The following is an 18,552-nucleotide window of genomic DNA, read 5'->3' as shown; positions in this document are numbered from 1 at the left end:
CACCTGTTCACCACCTGTACAACTGATGCTGTGACACCTGTCACGCCGCAGCCCGCGTACACCCCGCAACGTCCCCGTCCGGCCCTGTTTTTCTCGGGGTAATCCCGTGTTTCTTGCCGTCGGAACCCGCTTTCGCGGGGTGGCACGCCCATTGCGATATGCCTGTCGGAACCTGGAAAAAAACCAGGGCGACAGGAGACATGCATGGGTGAGCACGCGCTGGCCGCACGGCCGCTGGTCGGCATCATCGCCAATCCGATTTCCGCGCGCGATATCCGCCGCGTGATCGCCAACGCCAATACGCTGCAACTGGCCGATCGCGTCAATATCGTGCTGCGCCTGCTGGCCGCGCTGTCGGCTTGCGGGGTCGGCCGCGTGCTGATGATGCCGGACCGCGAAGGCATGCGCGTGCTGCTGGCGCGCCACCTGTCGCGCCGCCAGGGTCCGGACGCCGCGCTGCCGGAGGTGGAATACCTCGACATGCCCGTCACCGCGCGCGTCGACGACACCTTCCTGGCCGCACGCATGATGCGCGAGGCCGGCGTGGCCGCCATCATCGTGCTCGGCGGCGACGGCACCCATCGCGCGGTGGTGCGCGAATGCGGCGCCGTGCCGATCGCCGGCCTCTCCACCGGCACCAACAACGCCTACCCCGAAATGCGCGAGCCCACCATCACGGGCCTGGCCACCGGCCTGTTCGCCAGCGGCCGCATTCCCGCCGCGCATGCGCTGGCCGGCAACAAGCGGCTTGACATTGCGATTGCCGGCGAGGGCGAGGTGCGGCATGACATCGCGCTGGTCGACGCCGTGATTTCACACGAGCACTTCATCGGCGCGCGCGCCTTGTGGAAGACCGAGACGCTGGGCGCGGTCTTCGTGTCCTTCGCCGATCCGCAGGCCATCGGCCTGTCCGCCATCGGCGGCTTGCTTGAGCCGGTGGGCCGGCACGAGCCCGGCGGCCTGGCGATCGAACTCGCCGCGCCCGGCGAGGGCCGCTTCGAGCTGCGCGCGCCGATTGCGCCGGGCCTGCTGCGCGCTGTGCCCATCGCGGGCTGGGAGCGCCTGACCGACGGCGTGCCGCACCGCGTGCGCCAGCGCGCCGGCATCGTCGCGCTCGATGGCGAACGCGAACTGGTGTTCGGCCCGCAGGACACCGTCACCGTGACGCTGCGCGAGCGCGCCTTCGTGAGCATCGACGTAGCCGCCTGCATGCGCTACGCCGCCGCCGCGGGGCTGATGCGCAGCGGGCGCGCGCCACCGCAACCGCAGCAGCAACATCCTCCACCCCAGCCACTGACCGAGTTTTTTACTGCCACCACAAAACCTTGAAGGAGACAGACATGACAGCCAACTCATCCGGCGCCGCCGGGAACACGCTGCCCCTCGACAAGCAGGAACTGCTCGCCGTCTATCGCAGGATGCGCACCATCCGCGATTTCGAAGAACGCCTGCACGTGGACTTCGGGCGCGGCGACATCCCGGGCTTCGTCCACCTCTACGCCGGCGAGGAAGCCGCCGGGGTCGGCATCCTGCACCACCTGGGCGACGGCGACCGTATCGCCAGCACGCACCGGGGCCACGGCCACTGCATCGCCAAGGGCGTGGATCCGGTCGCGATGATGAAGGAGATCTACGGGCGCAAGGGCGGCTCCTGCAACGGCAAGGGTGGCTCCATGCATATCGCCGATCTGTCCAAGGGCATGATGGGCGCCAACGGCATCCTGGGCGCGGGCGCGCCGCTGATCTGCGGCGCCGCGCTGGCAGCCAAGTTCCGCGGCAAGGGAGAGATCGGCATCACCTTCGCCGGCGATGGCGCATCCAACCAGGGCACCTTCCTGGAGAGCCTGAACCTGGCCGCGGTGTGGAACCTGCCGGTGATCTTCGTGATCGAGAACAACGGCTACGCCGAATCCACCGCGCGCGATTACGGCACCGCCGTGGACAGCTACGTGGACCGCGCCGCCGGCTTCGGCATTCCCGGCGTGACCGTGGACGGCACCGATTTCTTCGCGGTGCACGAGGCCGCTGGCGAAGTCATCAAGCGCGCCCGCGAAGGCGGCGGCCCGGCCCTGCTCGAATGCAAGATGGTGCGCTTCTATGGCCACTTCGAGGGCGATGCGCAAACCTATCGCGCCTCCGGCGAGCTCGACGACATCCGTGCCAACAAGGACTGCCTGAAGAAGTTCACCGCGACCGTGACCCAGTCCGGCGTCATCGCCCCGGACGAGCTCAAGGCCATCGACGAGCAGGTTGCCGCGCTGATCGAGGACGCGGTGCAGCAGGCCAAGGCAGCGCCGTTCCCGACGCCCGCCGACCTGCTGACCGACGTGTACGTCAGCTATTGAGCGCGCACCCGGCCCGCTATCCCGAGACGTAAAGACATAACGGCATAACGACAGCAAGCACGATCAGGAGACCACACCATGTCCCGCAAATTAAGCATGAAGCTGGCGATCAACGAAGCGATCGACCAGGAAATGACCCGTGACCCGAGCGTGATCATGCTCGGCGAGGATATCGTCGGCGGCGCCGGCGCGGACGGCGAGAAGGACGCCTGGGGCGGCGTACTCGGCGTGACCAAGGGCTTGTACGCCAAGCATGGCGACAGGCTGCTCGACACGCCGCTGTCCGAATCCGCCTATGTGGGCGCGGCCATCGGCGCCGCCGCCTGCGGCATGCGGCCGATTGCCGAGCTGATGTTCATCGACTTCATGGGCGTTTGCTTCGACCAGATCTTCAACCAGGCCGCCAAGTTCCGCTACATGTTTGGCGGCAAGGCGGAGACGCCGGTGGTGATCCGCGCCATGGTCGGCGCGGGCTTTCGCGCGGCGGCCCAGCACAGCCAGATGCTGACGCCGCTGTTCACGCATATCCCCGGCCTCAAGGTGGTATGCCCCAGCACGCCGTACGACACCAAGGGCCTGCTGATCCAGGCGATCCGCGACAACGACCCGGTGATCTTCTGCGAGCACAAGAACCTCTACGGCTTCGAAGGCGAGGTGCCCGAGAATTCCTATGCGATTCCCTTCGGCGAAGCCAATATCGTGCGCGACGGCAAGGACGTTTCCATCGTCACCTACGGCCTGATGGTGCATCGCGCGCTGGAAGCGGCGGCCACGCTGGCCAAGGAAGGCATCGAAGCCGAGATCGTGGACCTGCGCACGCTCTCGCCGCTGGACATCGACACCGTGCTGGAGTCGGTGGAAAACACCGGCCGCCTGGTGGTGGTGGATGAAGCCAGCCCGCGCTGCAATATCGCCACCGACATTTCGGCGCAAGTGGCGCAGCGCGCGTTCGGCGCGCTCAAGGCCGGCATCGAGATGGTCTGCCCGCCGCACACGCCGGTGCCGTTCTCGCCCGCGCTGGAAGACCTGTATATCCCCAGCGCGGCGCAGATCGCCGATGCCGCGCGCAAGACCGTGAAAGGAGGGAAACACTGATGGCCGACATCACCCCGATCGTCATGCCCAAATGGGGCCTGTCGATGAAAGAAGGCACGATCAACGACTGGCTGGTGGAGGAGGGCGCGCAGATCTCGGTAGGCATGCCGATCCTCGATGTGGAAACCGACAAGATCGCCAACGCGGTGGAAGCGCCGGACGCCGGCACCTTGCGCCGCAAGGTGGCCGCCGTGGGCGACATCCTGCCGGTCAAGGCGCTGCTCGGCGTACTGGCCCCGCCCGAAGTCAGCGACGCGGAGATCGACGCCTTTGTCGCCGCCTACGAGACGCCGGCAGCCGACGAGGACGATGAAGACGCGGCCGCTTCCGCCTACCACTTCATCGATGTCGAAGGCATCCGCGTGCGCTATGCAAAACGGGGAGAGGGCGCGCAGACGGTGCTCTTCATCCACGGCTTTGGCGGCGACCTCGACAACTGGCTGTTCAACCTCGACGCGCTGGCGGAAGCGCACACCGTGATCGCGCTCGACCTGCCGGGGCACGGACAGTCCACGCCGAAGTTGCCGGGCACCACGCTGGCATCGCTGGCGGGATTCGTCGCGCGCTTCATGGACGCGCTGGATATCGACCAGGCCCACCTGGTCGGCCACTCGATGGGCGGCGGCGTAGCCGCGCAGCTGGCGGTGGACGTGCCGCAACGGGTGCGTTCGGTGGCGCTGGTATCGCCGGCCGGCATGGGCGATGAGGTCAACAGCGGCTACACCGAAGGCTTCGTCAACGCGCAGTCGCGGCGCGATCTCAAGCCGGTGGTGGAGTTGCTGTTTGCCGACGCGGGGCTGGTCAGCCGCCAGATGCTGGACGACCTGCTGAAGTACAAGCGGCTAGACGGCGTGACGGAGGCGCTGGGCAGCCTGGGTGCGAGCCTGTTCGGCGGCGGCCGGCAGAGCGAGCAGCCGGGCCGCAAGCTGGGCGATAGCGGCAAGCCGGTGCTGGTGATCTGGGGCGCGCAGGATCAGATCATTCCCGCGGCGCATGCGGAGAATGCACCCGCCGGCGCCACCGTGAAGGTGTTCGACGATGCGGGCCATATGAGCCAGATGGAGAAGGCCAACGAAGTCAACGCGCTGCTCAAGCGGCATGTCGGCGGCTGACGAAGCGGAGTCGCGCTGCTCTTCTCCCCGCTCCCGCTTGCGGGAGCGGGGAGAAAGCCGGCGTGTCGCGCGACGTAATTCATTGCCGTACGCACTTAAGACAATCAAAAAAACACGCAAAGGAGACCACCCATGGACGAACCCCTGAAGGGACAAGTTGCCGTAATCACCGGCGGCGCACGCGGCATCGGCCGCGGCATCGCGCTGACGCTGGCGCATGCCGGTGCGGACATCCTGATCGCCGACCTGCTTGAAGACGCCATGCGCGAAACTGCGGAAGAGGTGCGCGCGCTCGGCCGTCGGGTAAGCACCCTCAAGGTCGACGTGACAAAACCCGAGATGCACCGCGCGATGGTGAAGCAAGCACTTGGCCATCTGGACGGCTTCGACATCCTGGTCAACTGCGCCGGCGTCATCAGCATCCACCCCGTGGAAGCGCTAAGCGAACGCGACTGGGACTTCGTCATGGACGTCAACGCCAAGGGCACCTTCCTGGGTTGCCAGGCCGCGCTGGAGCACATGAAAGCCCAGGGCAGAGGCCGCATCATCAACGTCGCTTCGATCGCCGGCAAGGAAGGTTTCCCCAACCTCGCCCACTACAGCGCCTCGAAGTTCGCCGTGGTTGGCTTCACCAACGCACTGGCCAAGGAAGTCGCCCGCGACGGCATTACCGTCAACGCCATCTGCCCCGGCATCGTCCGCACCTATATGTGGGACCGCCTGTCCGACGAATGGAAGGCCGAGGGCGAATCGGTCGAAGACTCCTGGGCCCGCCACCAGCTCACGCTGATCCCGCAAGGACGGGCCCAGACGCCGGAAGACATGGGCAGGATGGCGCTGTTCTTCGCGACCATGGACAATGTGACCGGGCAGTCGGTCAACGTCGACGGTGGCTTCACCTTCCACTGACCGGCACCGGGCCGCACCGCGGCCCGGTTACGCGCATCCCGCCCCGGCGCTTACCGGCCATGCCATGCGATTTGAAACCCTCGATCCCGATCCGGCCGACCCTGATCCCCTCCACGCCGAACAGGCGCTGCTGGAACAGGCATCCGCCGGCCGCTGGCTGGCGCATCTGTGGCAGGCGCCCGTCTCGCTGGTGGTGCCGCGCAGCTATCTGCGCCATGCGCGACTGGACGCCGCGCGCAGCGACTTTGCCGCGCGCGGCTGCCCGGTCTGGCTGCGCCTCTCCGGCGGCGGGCTGGTGCCGCAAGGCCCCGGCATCCTCAACCTGAGCCTGGCTTACCCCGTGCGCGGCGGCGCAGGCACCTGCGCCGAGCCGGTCTACCTGCATTTGTGCGAGGTGCTGGCCGGTGCCTTGAACAAGCTGGGGCTGCGGACGCACTGGCAGGCCGTGGACGGCTCGTTCTGCGATGGCCGTTTCAACCTGGCCTGGGGCTCCCCGGAACTGGCCCGCAAGATCGCTGGCACCGCGCAGTACTGGCGCCGCGTGGCGGGCGCCGGGGACGCCAGCCTGCACGTTGTGCTGGCCCACGCAGTCCTGCTGGTCAGCGCCGATCCGGAGGAGATCAACCAGCGCGCCAACGACTTCGAGGCCGCCATCGGCAGCGGGCGCCATTACCGGGCCGACAAGGTGGTCAGCGTGGCCCAGGCGCTGGCGGAAAGCGGCCAGCCCGTGCCCGGCGACCTGGGCGAACGCACTGCCCAGGCGCTGCGCGAGGCGCTTGCCGCGACGCCGCCGGCCTTCGCCGCGGCGTCCCTGGCTTAAGCGGCCCCGCGCGGATTCGTCGGTATTGACGATTCCGGCCCCTGGCGTCCGTGGCAAACTGACCGGCTAGACGCTCCGCCTGAAGGAGCAGACAACCGGAGACAGGACATGGCGGGACCGTTGGCGGGACTGAAAGTGGTGGAAATGGTTGGGATCGGCCCTGCGCCCTTTTGCGCGATGATGCTGGCCGACCAGGGCGCCGAGGTGATCCGGATCGACCGGCCCCGCCCGGCCCAGCCCGGCGAGGCGCCGGCCACCGGCGCGGGCAAGGCGCGCTGCGACGTGACCGCGCGCGGCAGGCGCTCGCTGGCCATCGACCTGCGCAAGCCCGGCGCGGCCGGGGTCGTGCTGGACCTGATCGCCAAGGCTGACGTGCTGATCGAAGGCTTCCGCCCGGGCGTGATGGAACGCCTGGGGCTGGGCCCGGACGTTTGCCTGGCGCGCAACCCGGCGCTCGTGTACGGCCGCATGACCGGCTGGGGCCAGCACGGGCCGCTGGCTCAGGCAGCCGGCCATGACATCAACTACATCGCCATCGGCGGCGCGCTGCATGCCATTGGCCGGCCGGGGCAGCCGCCCGTGGTGCCGCTCAACTACGTCGGCGACTTTGGCGGCGGCGGCATGCTGCTGGCGTTTGGCGTGATGTGCGCGGTCAACGAGGCGCGTAATTCGGGCAAGGGGCAGGTGGTGGATGCGGCGATGACCGACGGCACCGCATTGCTGTCCGCGATGATGTACGGATTCAAGGCGGCCGGGCGCTGGAACAACCAGCGCGGCGACAACCTGCTCGATGGCGCGGCCCATTTCTATGACACCTATGCGTGCGCCGACGGCACGTATGTGGCGGTGGGCGCTATCGAGCCGCAGTTCTATGCGCTGCTGCGCGAGCGGTGCGGCTTGGACGATCCGCTCTTCGACAAGCAACTCGATAAGCGCCACTGGCCCGAGTTGAAGGCGCGCATGACCGCGCTGTTCCTCACCCGCACGCGGGCGCAGTGGTGCGAGTTGCTGGAAGGCAGCGATGCCTGCTTTGCGCCGGTCCTGGACTGGGATGAGGCGCCGCAACATCCGCATAACCGGGCACGCGAGACGTTTCTTGAGATCGATGGGGTGATGCAGCCGGCGCCGGCGCCGCGTTTCAGCCGTACGCCGGCGGGGGTGCCTCTGGCGCCTGTGGAGCCTGGTGCGGATAGTGAGGCGGTGTTGCGGGATTGGGGGGTGGGGGGGGAGGTGATTGGGGAGTTGCGGAGGGATGGGGTGATTTGATTCTGCGATTGCGATTGCGATTGCTATTGCGTCTGCAACTGCTTAACGTCAAAGGCAACTTCAAAGGCTTAAAGTCAAAGGCGGTTTCACCTCCCCTCCGGGGAGGCGACCTACTTTCTTGTCTTGCCAAGAAAGTAGGCAAAGAAGCGCGCCGGGGTACGACTCACTCACATAGGTAACACTTGAGTTCAAGCACATAGGTAACAGTTTTCTACGCTGCATGAGCGACCCTGAAAGGAGACGCCCATGCCCTGGAGCGAGCTGAAACCCATGGACCAACGAATTTTGTTTGTGGTTGATCACGTCAAGGGTGTTGAGAGCATGAGCGCGCAGTGCGCGCGATATGGCGTCAGCCGGAAGACGGGCTACAAGTGGCTTGAGCGGTACGAAGCAGAGGGACTGGATGGACTGGCCGAACGCAGCCGGCGACGGCATGCTCCTTGATCGCTGCCAGTTTCTCCGCGCCAATCTTTTCTTTTGCCATCTCGGTGTCGTAGTGGGTTTGGAGGTGCATCCAGCTTTGGGCATCGGTGCCGAAGAACACGCCGAGCCGGACGGCCGTATCGGCGGTGATGGCGCGCTCGCCCTTGACGATCTGGTTGATGCGCCGAGGCGGGACATCGATTGCCTTGGCGAGTGCGTACTGGCTGATCCCAAGTGGCTCAAGCCAGTCCAGTTGCAGGATCTCGCCTGGCTTGGTTAGCGGAACTTCCCGTGCCATCGTTTTCTCCTTTAGTGGCAGCCGACGATTTCGACGTCGGTCGCTTGCCATCCGCTGGTTTGCTCTCCCCGCGCTCAGTCCGCCGGCCCCAGGATCCGTTCGACAAACTCCGGTGCGAGCGGAACGCCGAGGAAGCGTGAGATTTCCACGATCTGACCGTACAGCATCCACTGCCCGTGGTGCACCGTGCAACCTAGTTCGCGCGCGGCTTTGAGCAGGGGCGTATCACCGTCGCGCACCACCGCTTCGCACACCAGCGTGCCTGCGCTCAGCTGTTGCGCGGGTACTGGCGTGGGGTCGGTGTCGCGCAGGCCGAGGGCCGTGGCGTTGACGACTACGTCGAAGCCGGAGGGGTTGTTGTCGCCGCTGCGGATCGGGACAGATGGCAGCGCTTTCCCCAGGCTCGCGGCGAGCTCTTCGGCCTTGTCGGCGGAGCGGTTGTAGATGACCAGTTCGGCGGGGTTCTCGCGGGCGATGGCGTAGGCCATCGATTTGCCGGCGCCGCCGGCGCCAAGCTGCAGCACACGCTTGCCGGACAGGCTGTGGCCGCGTTCGCGCAGGCCGGCGACGAAGCCGTCGCCATCGAAATTGCCGCCGGTCCAGTGGCCTTTCTCGCGGTCGAAGCGCATGGCGTTGACGGAGCCGACCAGGCGGGCGGTGTCGGTCAGTTCGCCACAGGCGGCGACCACGTTTTCCTTGTGTGGAATGGTGACGACCAGGCCTTGCAGGTTTTGCGCGGCCGGCGCGCCGGCGAGGAATGCCTGCAATTGCGCCGAATCCACATGGCAGGGCACGCAGACGGCGTTCAGGCCCTGGCGGGCTACCGAGGCATTGAAGAGTTGCGGCGTGCGCACGTGCGCGATGGGGGCGGCGATGATGCCGACAAGCTGGGTATTGCCATCGATCTGCATTGCGGGATCTTGGGTAATGTGGAGGGAGGGGGGCGGGAGGCGGGACGGACGCGCTCCGTCCCGCGGGCACGGCGATGGCTCAGATGCCGGCCATGCAGGTGTACTTGATGACCAGGTAGTCCTCGATACCGTAATGCGAGCCTTCGCGGCCCACGCCCGATTGCTTGACGCCGCCGAAGGGCGCTACCTCGTTCGAGATCAGGCCGGTGTTGACGCCCACCATGCCGTACTCCAGCCGCTCGGAAACGCGCCACACGCGGCCGAGATCGCGTGCGTAGAAATAGCTCGCCAGGCCGAATTCCGTGTCGTTGGCCATGGCGACCACTTCGTCCTCGGTCTCGAAGCGGAACAGCGGCGCGAGCGGGCCGAAGGTTTCTTCACGCGCTACCAGCATGCCGGGCTTCACGTCGGCCAGCACGGTAGGCTCGAAGAACGATTGCCCCAGCGCGTGACGCTTGCCGCCTTGCAGCACGCGCGCACCCTTGGAGATCGCGTCGGTGATATGTTCCTCGACCTTGGTCACGGCCTTGCCGTCGATCAGCGGTCCGATGCGCACGCCGTCTTCCATGCCGTTGCCCACCTTCAGCGCGCGCACCGCCGCGACCAGTTTTTCGGCGAAGGCGTCATAGACCTTGCTGTGCACATAGAGGCGGTTGGCGCAGACGCAGGTCTGTCCCGCGTTGCGGTACTTGGACACGATGGCGCCTTCCACGGCGGCATCCAGGTCGGCATCCTCGAACACGATAAAGGGCGCGTTGCCGCCCAGTTCCATCGAGACCTTCTTGATGGTGGACGCCGTCTGCGCCATCAGCGTACGGCCGACTTCCGTCGAGCCGGTAAAGGTGAGCTTGCGCACCAGCGGGTTGCTGCTGAGTTCGCCGCCGATGGCGGAAGCCGAGCCGGTGACGACCGACAGCACGCCCGCGGGGATGCCGGCGCGTTCCGCCAGCACCACCATCGCCAGCGCGGTCAGCGGGGTTTGCGAGGCGGGCTTGACCACCATCGTGCAACCCGCCGCCAGCGCCGGGCCAGCCTTGCGCGTGATCATGGCCGCGGGGAAATTCCACGGCGTGATGGCCGCGCACACGCCTACCGGTTCCTTGGTGACGACGATGCGCTGGTTGCTGACCGGCGCGGGAATGGTCTCGCCGTAGACGCGTTTGCCTTCCTCGGCGAACCACTCGATGAAGGAGGCGGCATAGCCGATCTCGCCGCGCGCTTCGGCAAAGGGCTTGCCTTGCTCGGCGGTCATGATGCGGGCCAGGTCGTCCTGGTTCGCCAGCAGCAGTTCGAACCACTTGCGCAGCAGCGCGGAGCGTTCCTTGGCGGTACGCGCGCGCCAGGCCGGCAGGGCGCGGTTGGCGGCCTCGATGGCCTGGCGTGTCTCGCCGGCGCCCAGCAGGGGCACCTGGCCGACGCGCTCGCCGGTGGCGGGGTTGGTCACGTCGATATGACGCTCTGCATCGATCCAGCGGCCGTCGACATAGCACTGCTGGCGCAGCAGGGAGGGGTCTTGGAGTTGCAACATGGTCTGGTTCCGGTTCCGTAGCGATGTTGGGGGGATTCGGCGCAGCGCCGCTGACGGCAGGTTAGCAGGATCCGGCGATCTTGTTTGGCCGCCGGACGGAGGATCAGCCCGCGATATACAGCCCGCCATTGACGTGCAGCACCTCGCCGGTAACAAAGCTGGCCGCGTTGCTGCACAGGAAGCCGATGGCTGTGGCGATCTCGCGCGGATGGCCGAGGCGCTTGAGCGGTGTCTGTTCGACGGAATCGGCGCCGCGTTTCTGGATCAGCTCGGTGGTCATGGGGGTTTCGATCACGCCTGGCGATACCGCATTGACGCGGGTGCGCGGCCCGAGTTCCCGCGCCAGGCTGCGGGTAAGGCTGAGCAGCCCGCCCTTGGAGGCCGAATAGTGCGCATTGTAGTAAGCGCCCCGATGCGCAGCCACCGATGTCAGGTTGACGATGGCGCTGTTCTCGCGCAGCGCGGGAATGGCGCGGCGCACAAGATAGAACACGCCATCCAGGTTGATGGACAGCGTCTGACGCCATTGCGCATCGCTCATCTGCGCGACCGGCTGGGCCTGGTACAAGCCGGCCGACGGCACCAGGAAGTCGATGCCGCCGAAGCGGTCCTGCGCCAGCGCCACGGCGCCGGCGCAATCGTCAGGGTTGGCGGCGTCCATGCGCAGCGTGGCGACGCGCTCGCCGGTGGGGTCCAGTTCGCGCGCAAAGCCAGCCAGGCCGGGTTCGTCGAGATCCGTCAGTACCAGGTTGGCGCCGTGCGCCAGGAACAGCCTGGCCGTTTCACGGCCGATGCCGCCATTGGCGCCGGTCAGCAGCAGCGTGCGTTGATCGAAGTTGTACATGTTGTCTCCGGGAGGTCAGATATGCAGCGCGCGCCCGTAGGCCGCGAGCACGGCTTCGTGCATGGCCTCGGACAGGGTCGGGTGCGGCAGGACGGCGGATATCAGGTCGGCTTCGGTGGTCTCCAGCGTCTGCGCGATGGCGTAGCCCTGGATCATCTCGGTGACCTCGTCGCCCACCATATGGGCGCCGAGCAGTTCGCCGCTGCCTGCGTCGAATATGACTTTCACCAGGCCCGCGGTGCTGCCCATGGCAATGGCCTTGCCGTTGCCGACGAAAGGAAACTTGCCGACCTTGACCTGATGGCCGCGTTCCCTGGCCTGCGCCTCGGTCAGCCCTACGCTGGCCACTTGCGGATGGCTGTACGTGCAGGCCGGGATGCGCGTTGCATCGAGCGCATGCGGGTGCAGCCCGGCGATCTGTTCCACGCAGATCACGCCTTCGTGGCTGGCCTTGTGCGCCAGCCAGGGCGGGCCCGCCACGTCGCCGATGGCATACACGCCGGGCTCTGCCGTGCGGCAGAACGCATCGGTCACGATATGCGTCTTCTCGACCTTGACGGCGGTCTTCTCCAGCCCGAGGTCTTCGACGTTGCCGACGATGCCTGCCGCCACCAGCACGACATCGGCCTCGATCTTCGCGCCGCCGGACTTGCCGCCTTGCAGTGCGACGGACCAGCCGGACGCCTTGCGTTCCGCGCTCCCGATGCTGGCGGCCGTATGCAGCACGATGCCTTCCCGGCTCAGGCTGTTCGCCACCTGCGCGGAGATGTCGGCATCCTCCACCGGCAGGATGCGGTCCGCCATCTCGACCACCGTCACCTCGGTGCCCACCGCGTGATAGAAGCTGGCGAACTCGATGCCGATGGCACCGGCACCGACGATCAGCATGCGCTTTGGCACCACGGGCGGCGCCAGCGCCTCGCGATAGGTCCAGACCGTCTGGCCGTCCGCCGGCAGCGCGGGCAGCTGGCGCGCGCGCGCGCCGGTGGCGAGCAGGATGTGGGCGGACGACACGGTACTCGTCTTGCCATCCGGCGCGGTGACTTCCAGCTTGCCCTTGCCCGCCAGCCGTCCGTGGCCGTTGAGCACGGTCACGCCGTTCTTCTTCATCAGGTGGGCTACGCCCTTGTTGAGCTGCGCGGCAACCGCGCGGGAGCGGGCCACCATGGCTGGCAGGTCGGCGGTAGGCGCGGCTGCGCGCACGCCAAAGGACGCCGCGTCCCTGACCAGCCGCAGCACATCGGCGGAGCGCAGGAGCGCCTTGGTGGGAATGCAGCCCCAGTTCAGGCAAACGCCGCCCAGGTGCTCTTTCTCGACCAGCGCGGTTTTCATGCCGAGCTGCACGGCGCGGATCGCCGCCACATAGCCGCCGGGGCCGCCGCCGACGACGATCAGGTCAAATGAGGAATTCGCCACGTCATGGTCCTCAGATCAGCATCGACAAGGGGTTTTCAAGCAGGCGCTGGAACGCGGCCAGCCATTTCGCGGCCAGCGCGCCGTCGATGGCGCGGTGGTCCACCGAAAGCGTGCAGCGCATGACCTGCCCGACCTGCAGTTCGCCGTCTTCCACCACCGGCACCGCCTGCGTGGCGCCCACCGCGAGGATGGCGGCCTGTGGCGGATTGATGATGGCGGAGAACCCGGACACGCCGAACATGCCGAGGTTGCTCACGCTGAAGCTGCCGCCCTGGTACTCCTCGGGCCGTAGTTGCGACGCGCGCGCGCGCGTCGCCAGGTCGGCGATCTCGGTGCTGATCAGCGACAGCGGCTTCATGTCCGCCGCGCGCACGATGGGCGTGATCAGGCCGGCATCCGTGGACACCGCCACGGCGATATCGGCCTGGTGGTAATGCCGCATGGCCGCGTCGGTCCAGCCGACGTTGGCCTGCGGGACCTCGCGCAAGGCGACCGCCACGGCGCGCACGATGAAGTCGTTGACCGAGATCTTGCGCGGCGCGTTGGCATTGATCTCCGCGCGCAGCGCCAGCAGCCGCTCCATGCGGCAATCCGCCGTGAGGTAGAAATGCGGGATGGTGGACTTGCTCTCGCTCAGGCGGCGCGCAATGGTGCGGCGCATATTGCTGTGCGGGACTTCGGTGAACGCTTCGCTGACCTGGGCCTGCGGTGCGGCCGGGCGCACGGTGGAAGGTGCGCCGGCAGCGGCAGGAATCGCGGCGGCCTGCTCGATATCGCGCTTGACGATGCGGCCATTGGGGCCGCTGCCGCGCAATGCCGCCAGGTCCAGTCCGCGCTGCGCAGCCAGGCGGCGGGCGAGGGGGCTGGCGAAGATGCGCGCGGCTTGCGGGGCGGCAGTCGTGGCAGCAGCAACGGCTTGCCCAGCGGATGCCGCCACGGCTTCCGGTGCTTGCGCGCCACCACCCGCCGCCGCGATCAGCGCATCGATATCCACGCTGGTTTCGCCATTGACCAGCAGCACGCCGATCGGCGCGCCCACTTCCACGTCCTGGCCCGCCGCCACCAGGCGGCGACCGAGCACGCCGGCCGAGTCGGCATTGAGTTCGACCACGGCCTTGTCGGTTTCGATCTCGGCGATGCAGTCGCCCACGGCAATCGTATCGCCTTCGTTCTTGGTCCACGCTTGCAGCGTGGCCTGGGTGGCATTGGCCGCCACCTCGGGCATGCGTAGCAGGGTGGCCATGTCAGGCATTCCTCGGCGATTGCAGGTCGGGGCGATAAGCCGCGATATCCGCGTACTGCACGATCTCGAGCACGTTGCCTTCGGGGTCGCGGCAGAACGCGAGGTAAGTGCCGGGGCGCACTTCAATGCGCTGCGGGCCGGTCAGGAACGCCACGCCGGCGGCGATCAGCCTGTCGACCGCGGCCTGGATGTCGTCCACGATAAACGTGAGGTAGGTGGCGTTGGCTTTGTCGAGGATGTATTGGGGAGCCGGCTCGGCTGCCGGCGCTTGCACCGGGGCCAGCAGCTTGATGCGCTCGCCATGGTTCGTCTGCAGGCGCACGGCGGTGTAACCGCCGGCATGCATCGCGGCCTGCGCGGCGTTGGCCGCGGGCACGGCAACTTCGCTCACGAAGGTGAAGCCCAGCACCTGCTCATAGAAGCGGCGCATGCGCGGCAGGTCGCGCACGGCGATGCCGACCTCCAGGGGAGCAATCATGTTCAGGGTCATTGGAATTCCTTGGGTTTCCTTGGATTCGTTCAATTGGCTTGCCGGGCAGGCACCGGGCTTACGCCGCGCCTTTGTCGCGCATCACTTGCCGCAGGCCTTCCACCACTTCCTCGGTGCGGGCGGCAGCGGCACGCTCCAGCACCTTGGAAATGCTCGGCGCGGCTTCCGCCCCGGTCACGCGCTGCACCGGCTGGTCCAGCCAGTCGAAGTAGCGGCGCTGGATCTCGTCGGCCAGCCAGCCGCCGTAGGAAGTGCCGCGCGCGCCTTGCTCCGCGATCAGCACATTGTTGGTCTTCCTGATGCTCTGCCCGATGGTGTCCCAGTCCAGGCTGGCGCGGTCCAGCCAGCGCAGGTCGATCACCTCGGCGTCGATGCCGGTCTGCTCCACCGCTTCGAGCGAATGGCCGACCATCGACAGGTAGGTGATGACGGTGACGTCGCTGCCATTGCGGCGCACCGCCGCCTTGCCCACCGGCAGGTGGTAGTCGAAGTCGTCCACCGGCCCCACGCCCGATGCGTTGTACAGGTCCACGTGCTCGATCACCAGCACAGGGTCCTTGCACGCCAGCGCCGTGTTCATCAGGCCCACATAGTCGAACGGCGTGGAAGGCGCCACGATGCGCCAGCCCGGGTTGGTGGCGAAGATGCCGGCCGGGTCCATCGAGTGCTGCGAGCCGTAGCCCGTGCCCATCGCCACCTTGGTGCGCAGCACCAGCGGCACATCGCTCTCGCCGCCGAACATATGGCGCGCCTTGCCGATCTGGTTGAAGACCTGGTCGGCCGCCACCCACATGAAGTCCGGGTACATGAACTCAACCACGGGCTTGTAGCGGCCATCCAGCGCCAGCCCGCCGCCGAGGCCGACGAATGCGTTCTCGCTGATCGGCGTGCCCAGCACGCGGTCCGGGAAGCTGTCGCGCAGGCCACGCGTGGCGCCGTTGGTGCCACCCTTGAGGCGGTGCACGTCCTCGCCCATCACCACCACCGACGGGTCGGTCTCCATGCGGCGGTGCATGACGTCCGCCACCACATCGATGAACTTGCGCTTGTCCAGCTTGCCCGGGAAGGCGGCTTCGTCCTCGCAGCGCAGGCCTTCCAGCTCGCTCAGGTCGCCACGGACGCCCACGTCGCGGAAATCCGGGCTCGGCCACAGTTCGGGACGGATGCGGCGCTTGCCAGGCTTGCCGGAAGGATCGGCCTCGGTCAGTGCCGCCATGGCATCGCGCATGCCTTGCTTGATGCGTTCGCGCAGCGCGGCGATCTCGCCGGCGCTGATGAGGCCGCGTTCCTGCATGCGGCGCGCCATCAGTTCGAGCGGATCGCGCGCGCGCCATTGCTGTTCTTCTTCCTTGGTGCGGTAGCCGAAGGCGCTGCCGGGGAAAGGGCCGTTCTGGTGGAAGAAGCGGTAGAGATCGGCTTCGATGACCGTGGGGCCCTTGCCGGCGCGCATGTGCGCCAGCGCTTCCTGCGTGGCGAGGTAGACCGCCAGCGGGTCCATGCCGTCGACTTTCCAGCTCGGGATATTGAAGCCCATGCCGCGCGCGGACAGGCGCGGCTCGGCGGTGGACTCCTCCACCGTGGTGGAGACGGCGTAGCGGTTGTTCTCGATAAAGAAGCACAGCGGCAGCTTCCACGCGGCCGCCAGGTTCATGGTCTCCAGCACCGAGCCGATATTGACCGCGCCATCGCCGAAGTAGGTGATGGCCACGGCGTCGGTGCCCGCATGCCGGTGCGACCACGCCGCGCCCGCGGCCATCGGCACGCCGCCGCCAACGATGGCATTGGTGCCCAGCGCGCCGGCTTCGGCCCACTGCAAGTGCATCGAACCGCCACGGCCCTTGCAGTAGCCTTGCGCCAGCCCGAGGATTTCCGCGAGCGTGCGTTGCAGCAGCGTTTGCACATCCGCCGGCAGCGGCGCGCGCGGGTCGATGCCGTTGGGCGCGAGGTAGCCCAGCGCCTTGGAGATGAATTGATGGTGTCCGCGGTGCGAGCCGTTGATCTGGTCGGCGCCGGTCAGCGGCACGATGGAGCCGGCGGCGCCGCCTTCCTGCCCGATGCTGGAGTGCGCGGGCCCGTGGACCAGGCCTTCGGCGGCGAGTTCGAGCACGGCTTCCTCGAAGCCGCGGATCAGGTGCAGGTGGCTCAGCAGCGTGCCGAGCAGGGCGGGGTCGGCCTTGGCCCAGTCTTCATCGGTGGTGCGCAGTTCCACCCATTCGGCGGCGGGGCGCAGGGCGCTACGTTCAGACATTCGAGGATCCTTGATTACCGGTCGATGGTGTTTTCAATCGTGTTGGGAACAGCGCGCTCAGAAGCCGTCGGCGGTCCAGCCGCCGTCGGAGACCAGCGCATGGCCGGTGATGAACGCGGCCGAGTCCGATGCCAGGAAGAGCGCGACTTCCGCCATCTCCTCCGGCGCGCCGAAGCGCCGCAGCGGCGTGCGCGCCAGCAAGGCCTCGCCGTCGATGGCCTTGCTGGCCAGCAGCGTTTCCATCAGCGCGGTGCTGGTGTAGCCCGGGCAGACCGCGTTGACGCGGATGTTGTACTCAGCCCATTCCGCCGCCAGCGACTTGGTCAGCGAGACCACGCCCGCCTTGGCCGCGCAGTAGGCCAGACGCCGGGCCGACGAGGCCAGGCCCCACATCGATGCCGTGCTGAGAATGGAGCCGCCGCCCTGGCGCACCATGCGGCGCGCCGCCGCCTGCGTGCAGAAGAACACGCCGGAGAGGTCGATATCGATGGCGCGGCGCCAGTCTTCGGGCGTCAGTTCCAGCGATGGCTTGTTCATCGAGATGCCGGCGTTGTTGAGCAGGATATCGATGCGGCCGAAGCGGGCTTCGGTGGCGGCGCAGGCCTGCTCCACGGCGTCTGGATCGGTGATCGAAGCCTTCACGACTTCGACCTGCGCTTCCGGGTAGGCCGCTTCCAGTTCCGCCCTGGCGCTGGCGAGTCCTTCCGCGTCCAGGTCCAGCAGCATCAGCCGCGCGCCGTGCCGGGCAAAGCCGTGCGCCATCGCGCGGCCGATGCCGCTGGCGCCGCCGGTGTTGAGCACGACCTTGCCGGCCAGGCCGGGGTAGCTGGCGCGCGCGAAGGGTTGCGCGTTCGGGTATCCAATTGGCAGGGAAGTGCTCATACGGCTAACCAGTCCTTCAGAAGTTGGGTATTGGAAGTGAGTTGTCCGGGCGTGCCCTCGAAGACGATGCGCCCGTGGCCCATCACGCAGACACGGCTCGATACCTTCAGCGCGATGGCGAGCTTCTGCTCCACCAGCACCACCGATACGCCCCGGCGGTGAATGTCCTGGATGGCCTCGCCGACCACCGTCACGATCTTGGGCGCGAGGCCTTCGGTGGGCTCGTCGATCAGGATCACCAGCGGGTTGCCCAGCAGCGAGCGGCACATGGTCAGCATCTGCTGCTCGCCGCCGGAGAGGCTGCCGGCCTTGGTATTGCGGCGTTCCTTCAGGCGCGGGAAGTAGTCGAACATCTGCTCGAAGGTCCATTTCGGCGCGCCTTCGGTGGCGCGCTGTTCGCCCATGCGCAGGTTTTCTTCGACCGTGAGGTTGGCGAAGACCTCGCGCTCCTCCGGCACGTAGGCAATGCCGCGCCGGCAGATCGCATAGGATTGCGCGCCGGCGAGATCGCGGCCGCGCAGCCTGACGTGGCCCGCACTCGGCGGGACCAGGCCCATGATGGCTTTCAGCGTGGTGGAGCGGCCCGAGCCGTTGCGGCCCAGCAGGCTCACCACTTCGGCGTTCCCCACGTGGAAATCCACGCCGTGCAGGATGTGGCTCTTGCCGTAGTGCGCGTGCAGGCCCTGTACGCTGAGCAGCGGGTCGGCGGATGGCATGGACGG

18 protein-coding genes are annotated in these 18,552 nt (G+C 67.4%); 8 read left to right on the top strand and 10 right to left on the bottom strand.

Features of this window, described 5'->3' with window-relative positions:
* Positions 1 to 204: 204 nt before the first annotated feature.
* The 8 genes from AC1DS6_RS26470 to AC1DS6_RS26435 all read left to right on the top strand — a co-directional run bounded on the left by AC1DS6_RS26470 (position 205) and on the right by AC1DS6_RS26435 (position 7,991).
* Positions 205 to 1,329 (top strand): ATP-NAD kinase family protein, encoded by a 1,125-nt coding sequence (locus AC1DS6_RS26470; RefSeq protein WP_477103485.1) that lies wholly within the window; start codon positions 205 to 207, stop codon positions 1,327 to 1,329.
* Positions 1,330 to 1,340: 11 nt separating this feature from the next.
* Complete coding sequence (locus tag AC1DS6_RS26465; RefSeq protein ID WP_441635899.1) at positions 1,341 to 2,345, top strand: thiamine pyrophosphate-dependent dehydrogenase E1 component subunit alpha; 1,005 nt, start codon at positions 1,341 to 1,343, stop codon at positions 2,343 to 2,345.
* A gap of 78 nt (positions 2,346 to 2,423) precedes the next feature.
* The gene (locus AC1DS6_RS26460; RefSeq protein WP_035866741.1) at positions 2,424 to 3,440 is read left to right on the top strand and encodes an alpha-ketoacid dehydrogenase subunit beta; all 1,017 of its coding nucleotides are present in this window, start codon (positions 2,424 to 2,426) and stop codon (positions 3,438 to 3,440) included.
* Entirely contained in the window at positions 3,440 to 4,552 is a 1,113-nt protein-coding gene (locus AC1DS6_RS26455) for an acetoin dehydrogenase dihydrolipoyllysine-residue acetyltransferase subunit (RefSeq protein WP_477103484.1), read from the top strand. The genes AC1DS6_RS26460 and AC1DS6_RS26455 overlap by 1 nt, the downstream gene beginning before the upstream one ends.
* A gap of 132 nt (positions 4,553 to 4,684) precedes the next feature.
* A complete protein-coding gene (locus AC1DS6_RS26450) occupies positions 4,685 to 5,461 on the top strand; it encodes an SDR family NAD(P)-dependent oxidoreductase (protein ID WP_477103483.1) in 777 nt (258 codons plus the stop codon).
* Positions 5,462 to 5,525: 64 nt separating this feature from the next.
* Entirely contained in the window at positions 5,526 to 6,281 is a 756-nt protein-coding gene (locus AC1DS6_RS26445) for a lipoyl protein ligase domain-containing protein (protein WP_441635905.1), read from the top strand.
* Positions 6,282 to 6,389: 108 nt separating this feature from the next.
* Positions 6,390 to 7,547, top strand: coding sequence for a CaiB/BaiF CoA transferase family protein (locus AC1DS6_RS26440; RefSeq protein WP_477103482.1), 1,158 nt, complete (start codon positions 6,390 to 6,392; stop codon positions 7,545 to 7,547).
* 246 nt (positions 7,548 to 7,793) lie between these two features.
* A complete protein-coding gene (locus tag AC1DS6_RS26435) occupies positions 7,794 to 7,991 on the top strand; it encodes a helix-turn-helix domain-containing protein (protein WP_477103481.1) in 198 nt (65 codons plus the stop codon).
* Here the strand turns inward: AC1DS6_RS26435 and AC1DS6_RS26430 are convergent.
* The 10 genes from AC1DS6_RS26430 to AC1DS6_RS26385 form a co-directional block, all read right to left on the bottom strand.
* On the bottom strand, positions 7,897 to 8,268 hold the full coding sequence (locus AC1DS6_RS26430; RefSeq protein WP_477103480.1) for a HigA family addiction module antitoxin: 372 nt from the start codon (positions 8,266 to 8,268) through the stop codon (positions 7,897 to 7,899). The genes AC1DS6_RS26435 and AC1DS6_RS26430 overlap by 95 nt on opposite strands.
* Before the next feature lie 74 nt (positions 8,269 to 8,342).
* Positions 8,343 to 9,179, bottom strand: coding sequence for a shikimate dehydrogenase family protein (locus AC1DS6_RS26425; RefSeq protein WP_477103479.1), 837 nt, complete (start codon positions 9,177 to 9,179; stop codon positions 8,343 to 8,345).
* 79 nt (positions 9,180 to 9,258) lie between these two features.
* Positions 9,259 to 10,707, bottom strand: a complete 1,449-nt coding sequence (gene gabD / locus AC1DS6_RS26420; RefSeq protein ID WP_035871914.1) for an NADP-dependent succinate-semialdehyde dehydrogenase — start codon at positions 10,705 to 10,707, stop codon at positions 9,259 to 9,261.
* A 103-nt stretch (positions 10,708 to 10,810) separates the two neighbouring features.
* Complete coding sequence (locus AC1DS6_RS26415; RefSeq protein ID WP_441631765.1) at positions 10,811 to 11,551, bottom strand: SDR family NAD(P)-dependent oxidoreductase; 741 nt, start codon at positions 11,549 to 11,551, stop codon at positions 10,811 to 10,813.
* Positions 11,552 to 11,566: 15 nt separating this feature from the next.
* Positions 11,567 to 12,967: a dihydrolipoyl dehydrogenase gene (lpdA, locus tag AC1DS6_RS26410; protein ID WP_477103478.1), complete on the bottom strand. Its 1,401-nt coding sequence runs from the start codon at positions 12,965 to 12,967 to the stop codon at positions 11,567 to 11,569.
* 10 nt (positions 12,968 to 12,977) lie between these two features.
* Positions 12,978 to 14,210, bottom strand: a complete 1,233-nt coding sequence (locus AC1DS6_RS26405; RefSeq protein WP_477103477.1) for a pyruvate dehydrogenase complex dihydrolipoamide acetyltransferase — start codon at positions 14,208 to 14,210, stop codon at positions 12,978 to 12,980.
* A gap of 1 nt (position 14,211) precedes the next feature.
* Positions 14,212 to 14,700, bottom strand: coding sequence for a VOC family protein (locus tag AC1DS6_RS26400; RefSeq protein WP_441631759.1), 489 nt, complete (start codon positions 14,698 to 14,700; stop codon positions 14,212 to 14,214).
* A 58-nt stretch (positions 14,701 to 14,758) separates the two neighbouring features.
* Complete coding sequence (locus tag AC1DS6_RS26395; RefSeq protein WP_441631757.1) at positions 14,759 to 16,948, bottom strand: alpha-ketoacid dehydrogenase subunit alpha/beta; 2,190 nt, start codon at positions 16,946 to 16,948, stop codon at positions 14,759 to 14,761.
* 57 nt (positions 16,949 to 17,005) lie between these two features.
* Positions 17,006 to 17,830 (bottom strand): SDR family NAD(P)-dependent oxidoreductase, encoded by an 825-nt coding sequence (locus AC1DS6_RS26390; protein WP_441631755.1) that lies wholly within the window; start codon positions 17,828 to 17,830, stop codon positions 17,006 to 17,008.
* Positions 17,827 to 18,546: an ABC transporter ATP-binding protein gene (locus AC1DS6_RS26385; RefSeq protein ID WP_441631772.1), complete on the bottom strand. Its 720-nt coding sequence runs from the start codon at positions 18,544 to 18,546 to the stop codon at positions 17,827 to 17,829. The genes AC1DS6_RS26390 and AC1DS6_RS26385 overlap by 4 nt, the downstream gene beginning before the upstream one ends.
* Positions 18,547 to 18,552 lie beyond the last annotated feature (6 nt).

It is taken from the genome of Cupriavidus sp. 05L310, from assembly GCF_056398185.1.
This window is presented reverse-complemented; position numbering and strand designations above follow the sequence as displayed.

What these genes read in the sequence shown, in the direction of transcription:
- AC1DS6_RS26470 (WP_477103485.1), top strand. Translation starts at nt 205, where the DNA reads ATGGGTGAGCACGCGCTGGCCGCACGGCCGCTGGTCGGCATCATCGCC.
- AC1DS6_RS26465 (WP_441635899.1), top strand. Translation starts at nt 1,341, where the DNA reads ATGACAGCCAACTCATCCGGCGCCGCCGGGAACACGCTGCCCCTCGAC.
- AC1DS6_RS26460 (WP_035866741.1), top strand. Translation starts at nt 2,424, where the DNA reads ATGTCCCGCAAATTAAGCATGAAGCTGGCGATCAACGAAGCGATCGAC.
- AC1DS6_RS26455 (WP_477103484.1), top strand. Translation starts at nt 3,440, where the DNA reads ATGGCCGACATCACCCCGATCGTCATGCCCAAATGGGGCCTGTCGATG.
- AC1DS6_RS26450 (WP_477103483.1), top strand. Translation starts at nt 4,685, where the DNA reads ATGGACGAACCCCTGAAGGGACAAGTTGCCGTAATCACCGGCGGCGCA.
- AC1DS6_RS26445 (WP_441635905.1), top strand. Translation starts at nt 5,526, where the DNA reads ATGCGATTTGAAACCCTCGATCCCGATCCGGCCGACCCTGATCCCCTC.
- AC1DS6_RS26440 (WP_477103482.1), top strand. Translation starts at nt 6,390, where the DNA reads ATGGCGGGACCGTTGGCGGGACTGAAAGTGGTGGAAATGGTTGGGATC.
- AC1DS6_RS26435 (WP_477103481.1), top strand. Translation starts at nt 7,794, where the DNA reads ATGCCCTGGAGCGAGCTGAAACCCATGGACCAACGAATTTTGTTTGTG.
- AC1DS6_RS26430 (WP_477103480.1), bottom strand. Translation starts at nt 8,268, where the DNA reads ATGGCACGGGAAGTTCCGCTAACCAAGCCAGGCGAGATCCTGCAACTG.
- AC1DS6_RS26425 (WP_477103479.1), bottom strand. Translation starts at nt 9,179, where the DNA reads ATGCAGATCGATGGCAATACCCAGCTTGTCGGCATCATCGCCGCCCCC.
- gabD (WP_035871914.1), bottom strand. Translation starts at nt 10,707, where the DNA reads ATGTTGCAACTCCAAGACCCCTCCCTGCTGCGCCAGCAGTGCTATGTC.
- AC1DS6_RS26415 (WP_441631765.1), bottom strand. Translation starts at nt 11,551, where the DNA reads ATGTACAACTTCGATCAACGCACGCTGCTGCTGACCGGCGCCAATGGC.
- AC1DS6_RS26405 (WP_477103477.1), bottom strand. Translation starts at nt 14,210, where the DNA reads ATGGCCACCCTGCTACGCATGCCCGAGGTGGCGGCCAATGCCACCCAG.
- AC1DS6_RS26400 (WP_441631759.1), bottom strand. Translation starts at nt 14,700, where the DNA reads ATGACCCTGAACATGATTGCTCCCCTGGAGGTCGGCATCGCCGTGCGC.
- AC1DS6_RS26395 (WP_441631757.1), bottom strand. Translation starts at nt 16,948, where the DNA reads ATGTCTGAACGTAGCGCCCTGCGCCCCGCCGCCGAATGGGTGGAACTG.
- AC1DS6_RS26390 (WP_441631755.1), bottom strand. Translation starts at nt 17,830, where the DNA reads ATGAGCACTTCCCTGCCAATTGGATACCCGAACGCGCAACCCTTCGCG.
- AC1DS6_RS26385 (WP_441631772.1), bottom strand. Translation starts at nt 18,546, where the DNA reads ATGCCATCCGCCGACCCGCTGCTCAGCGTACAGGGCCTGCACGCGCAC.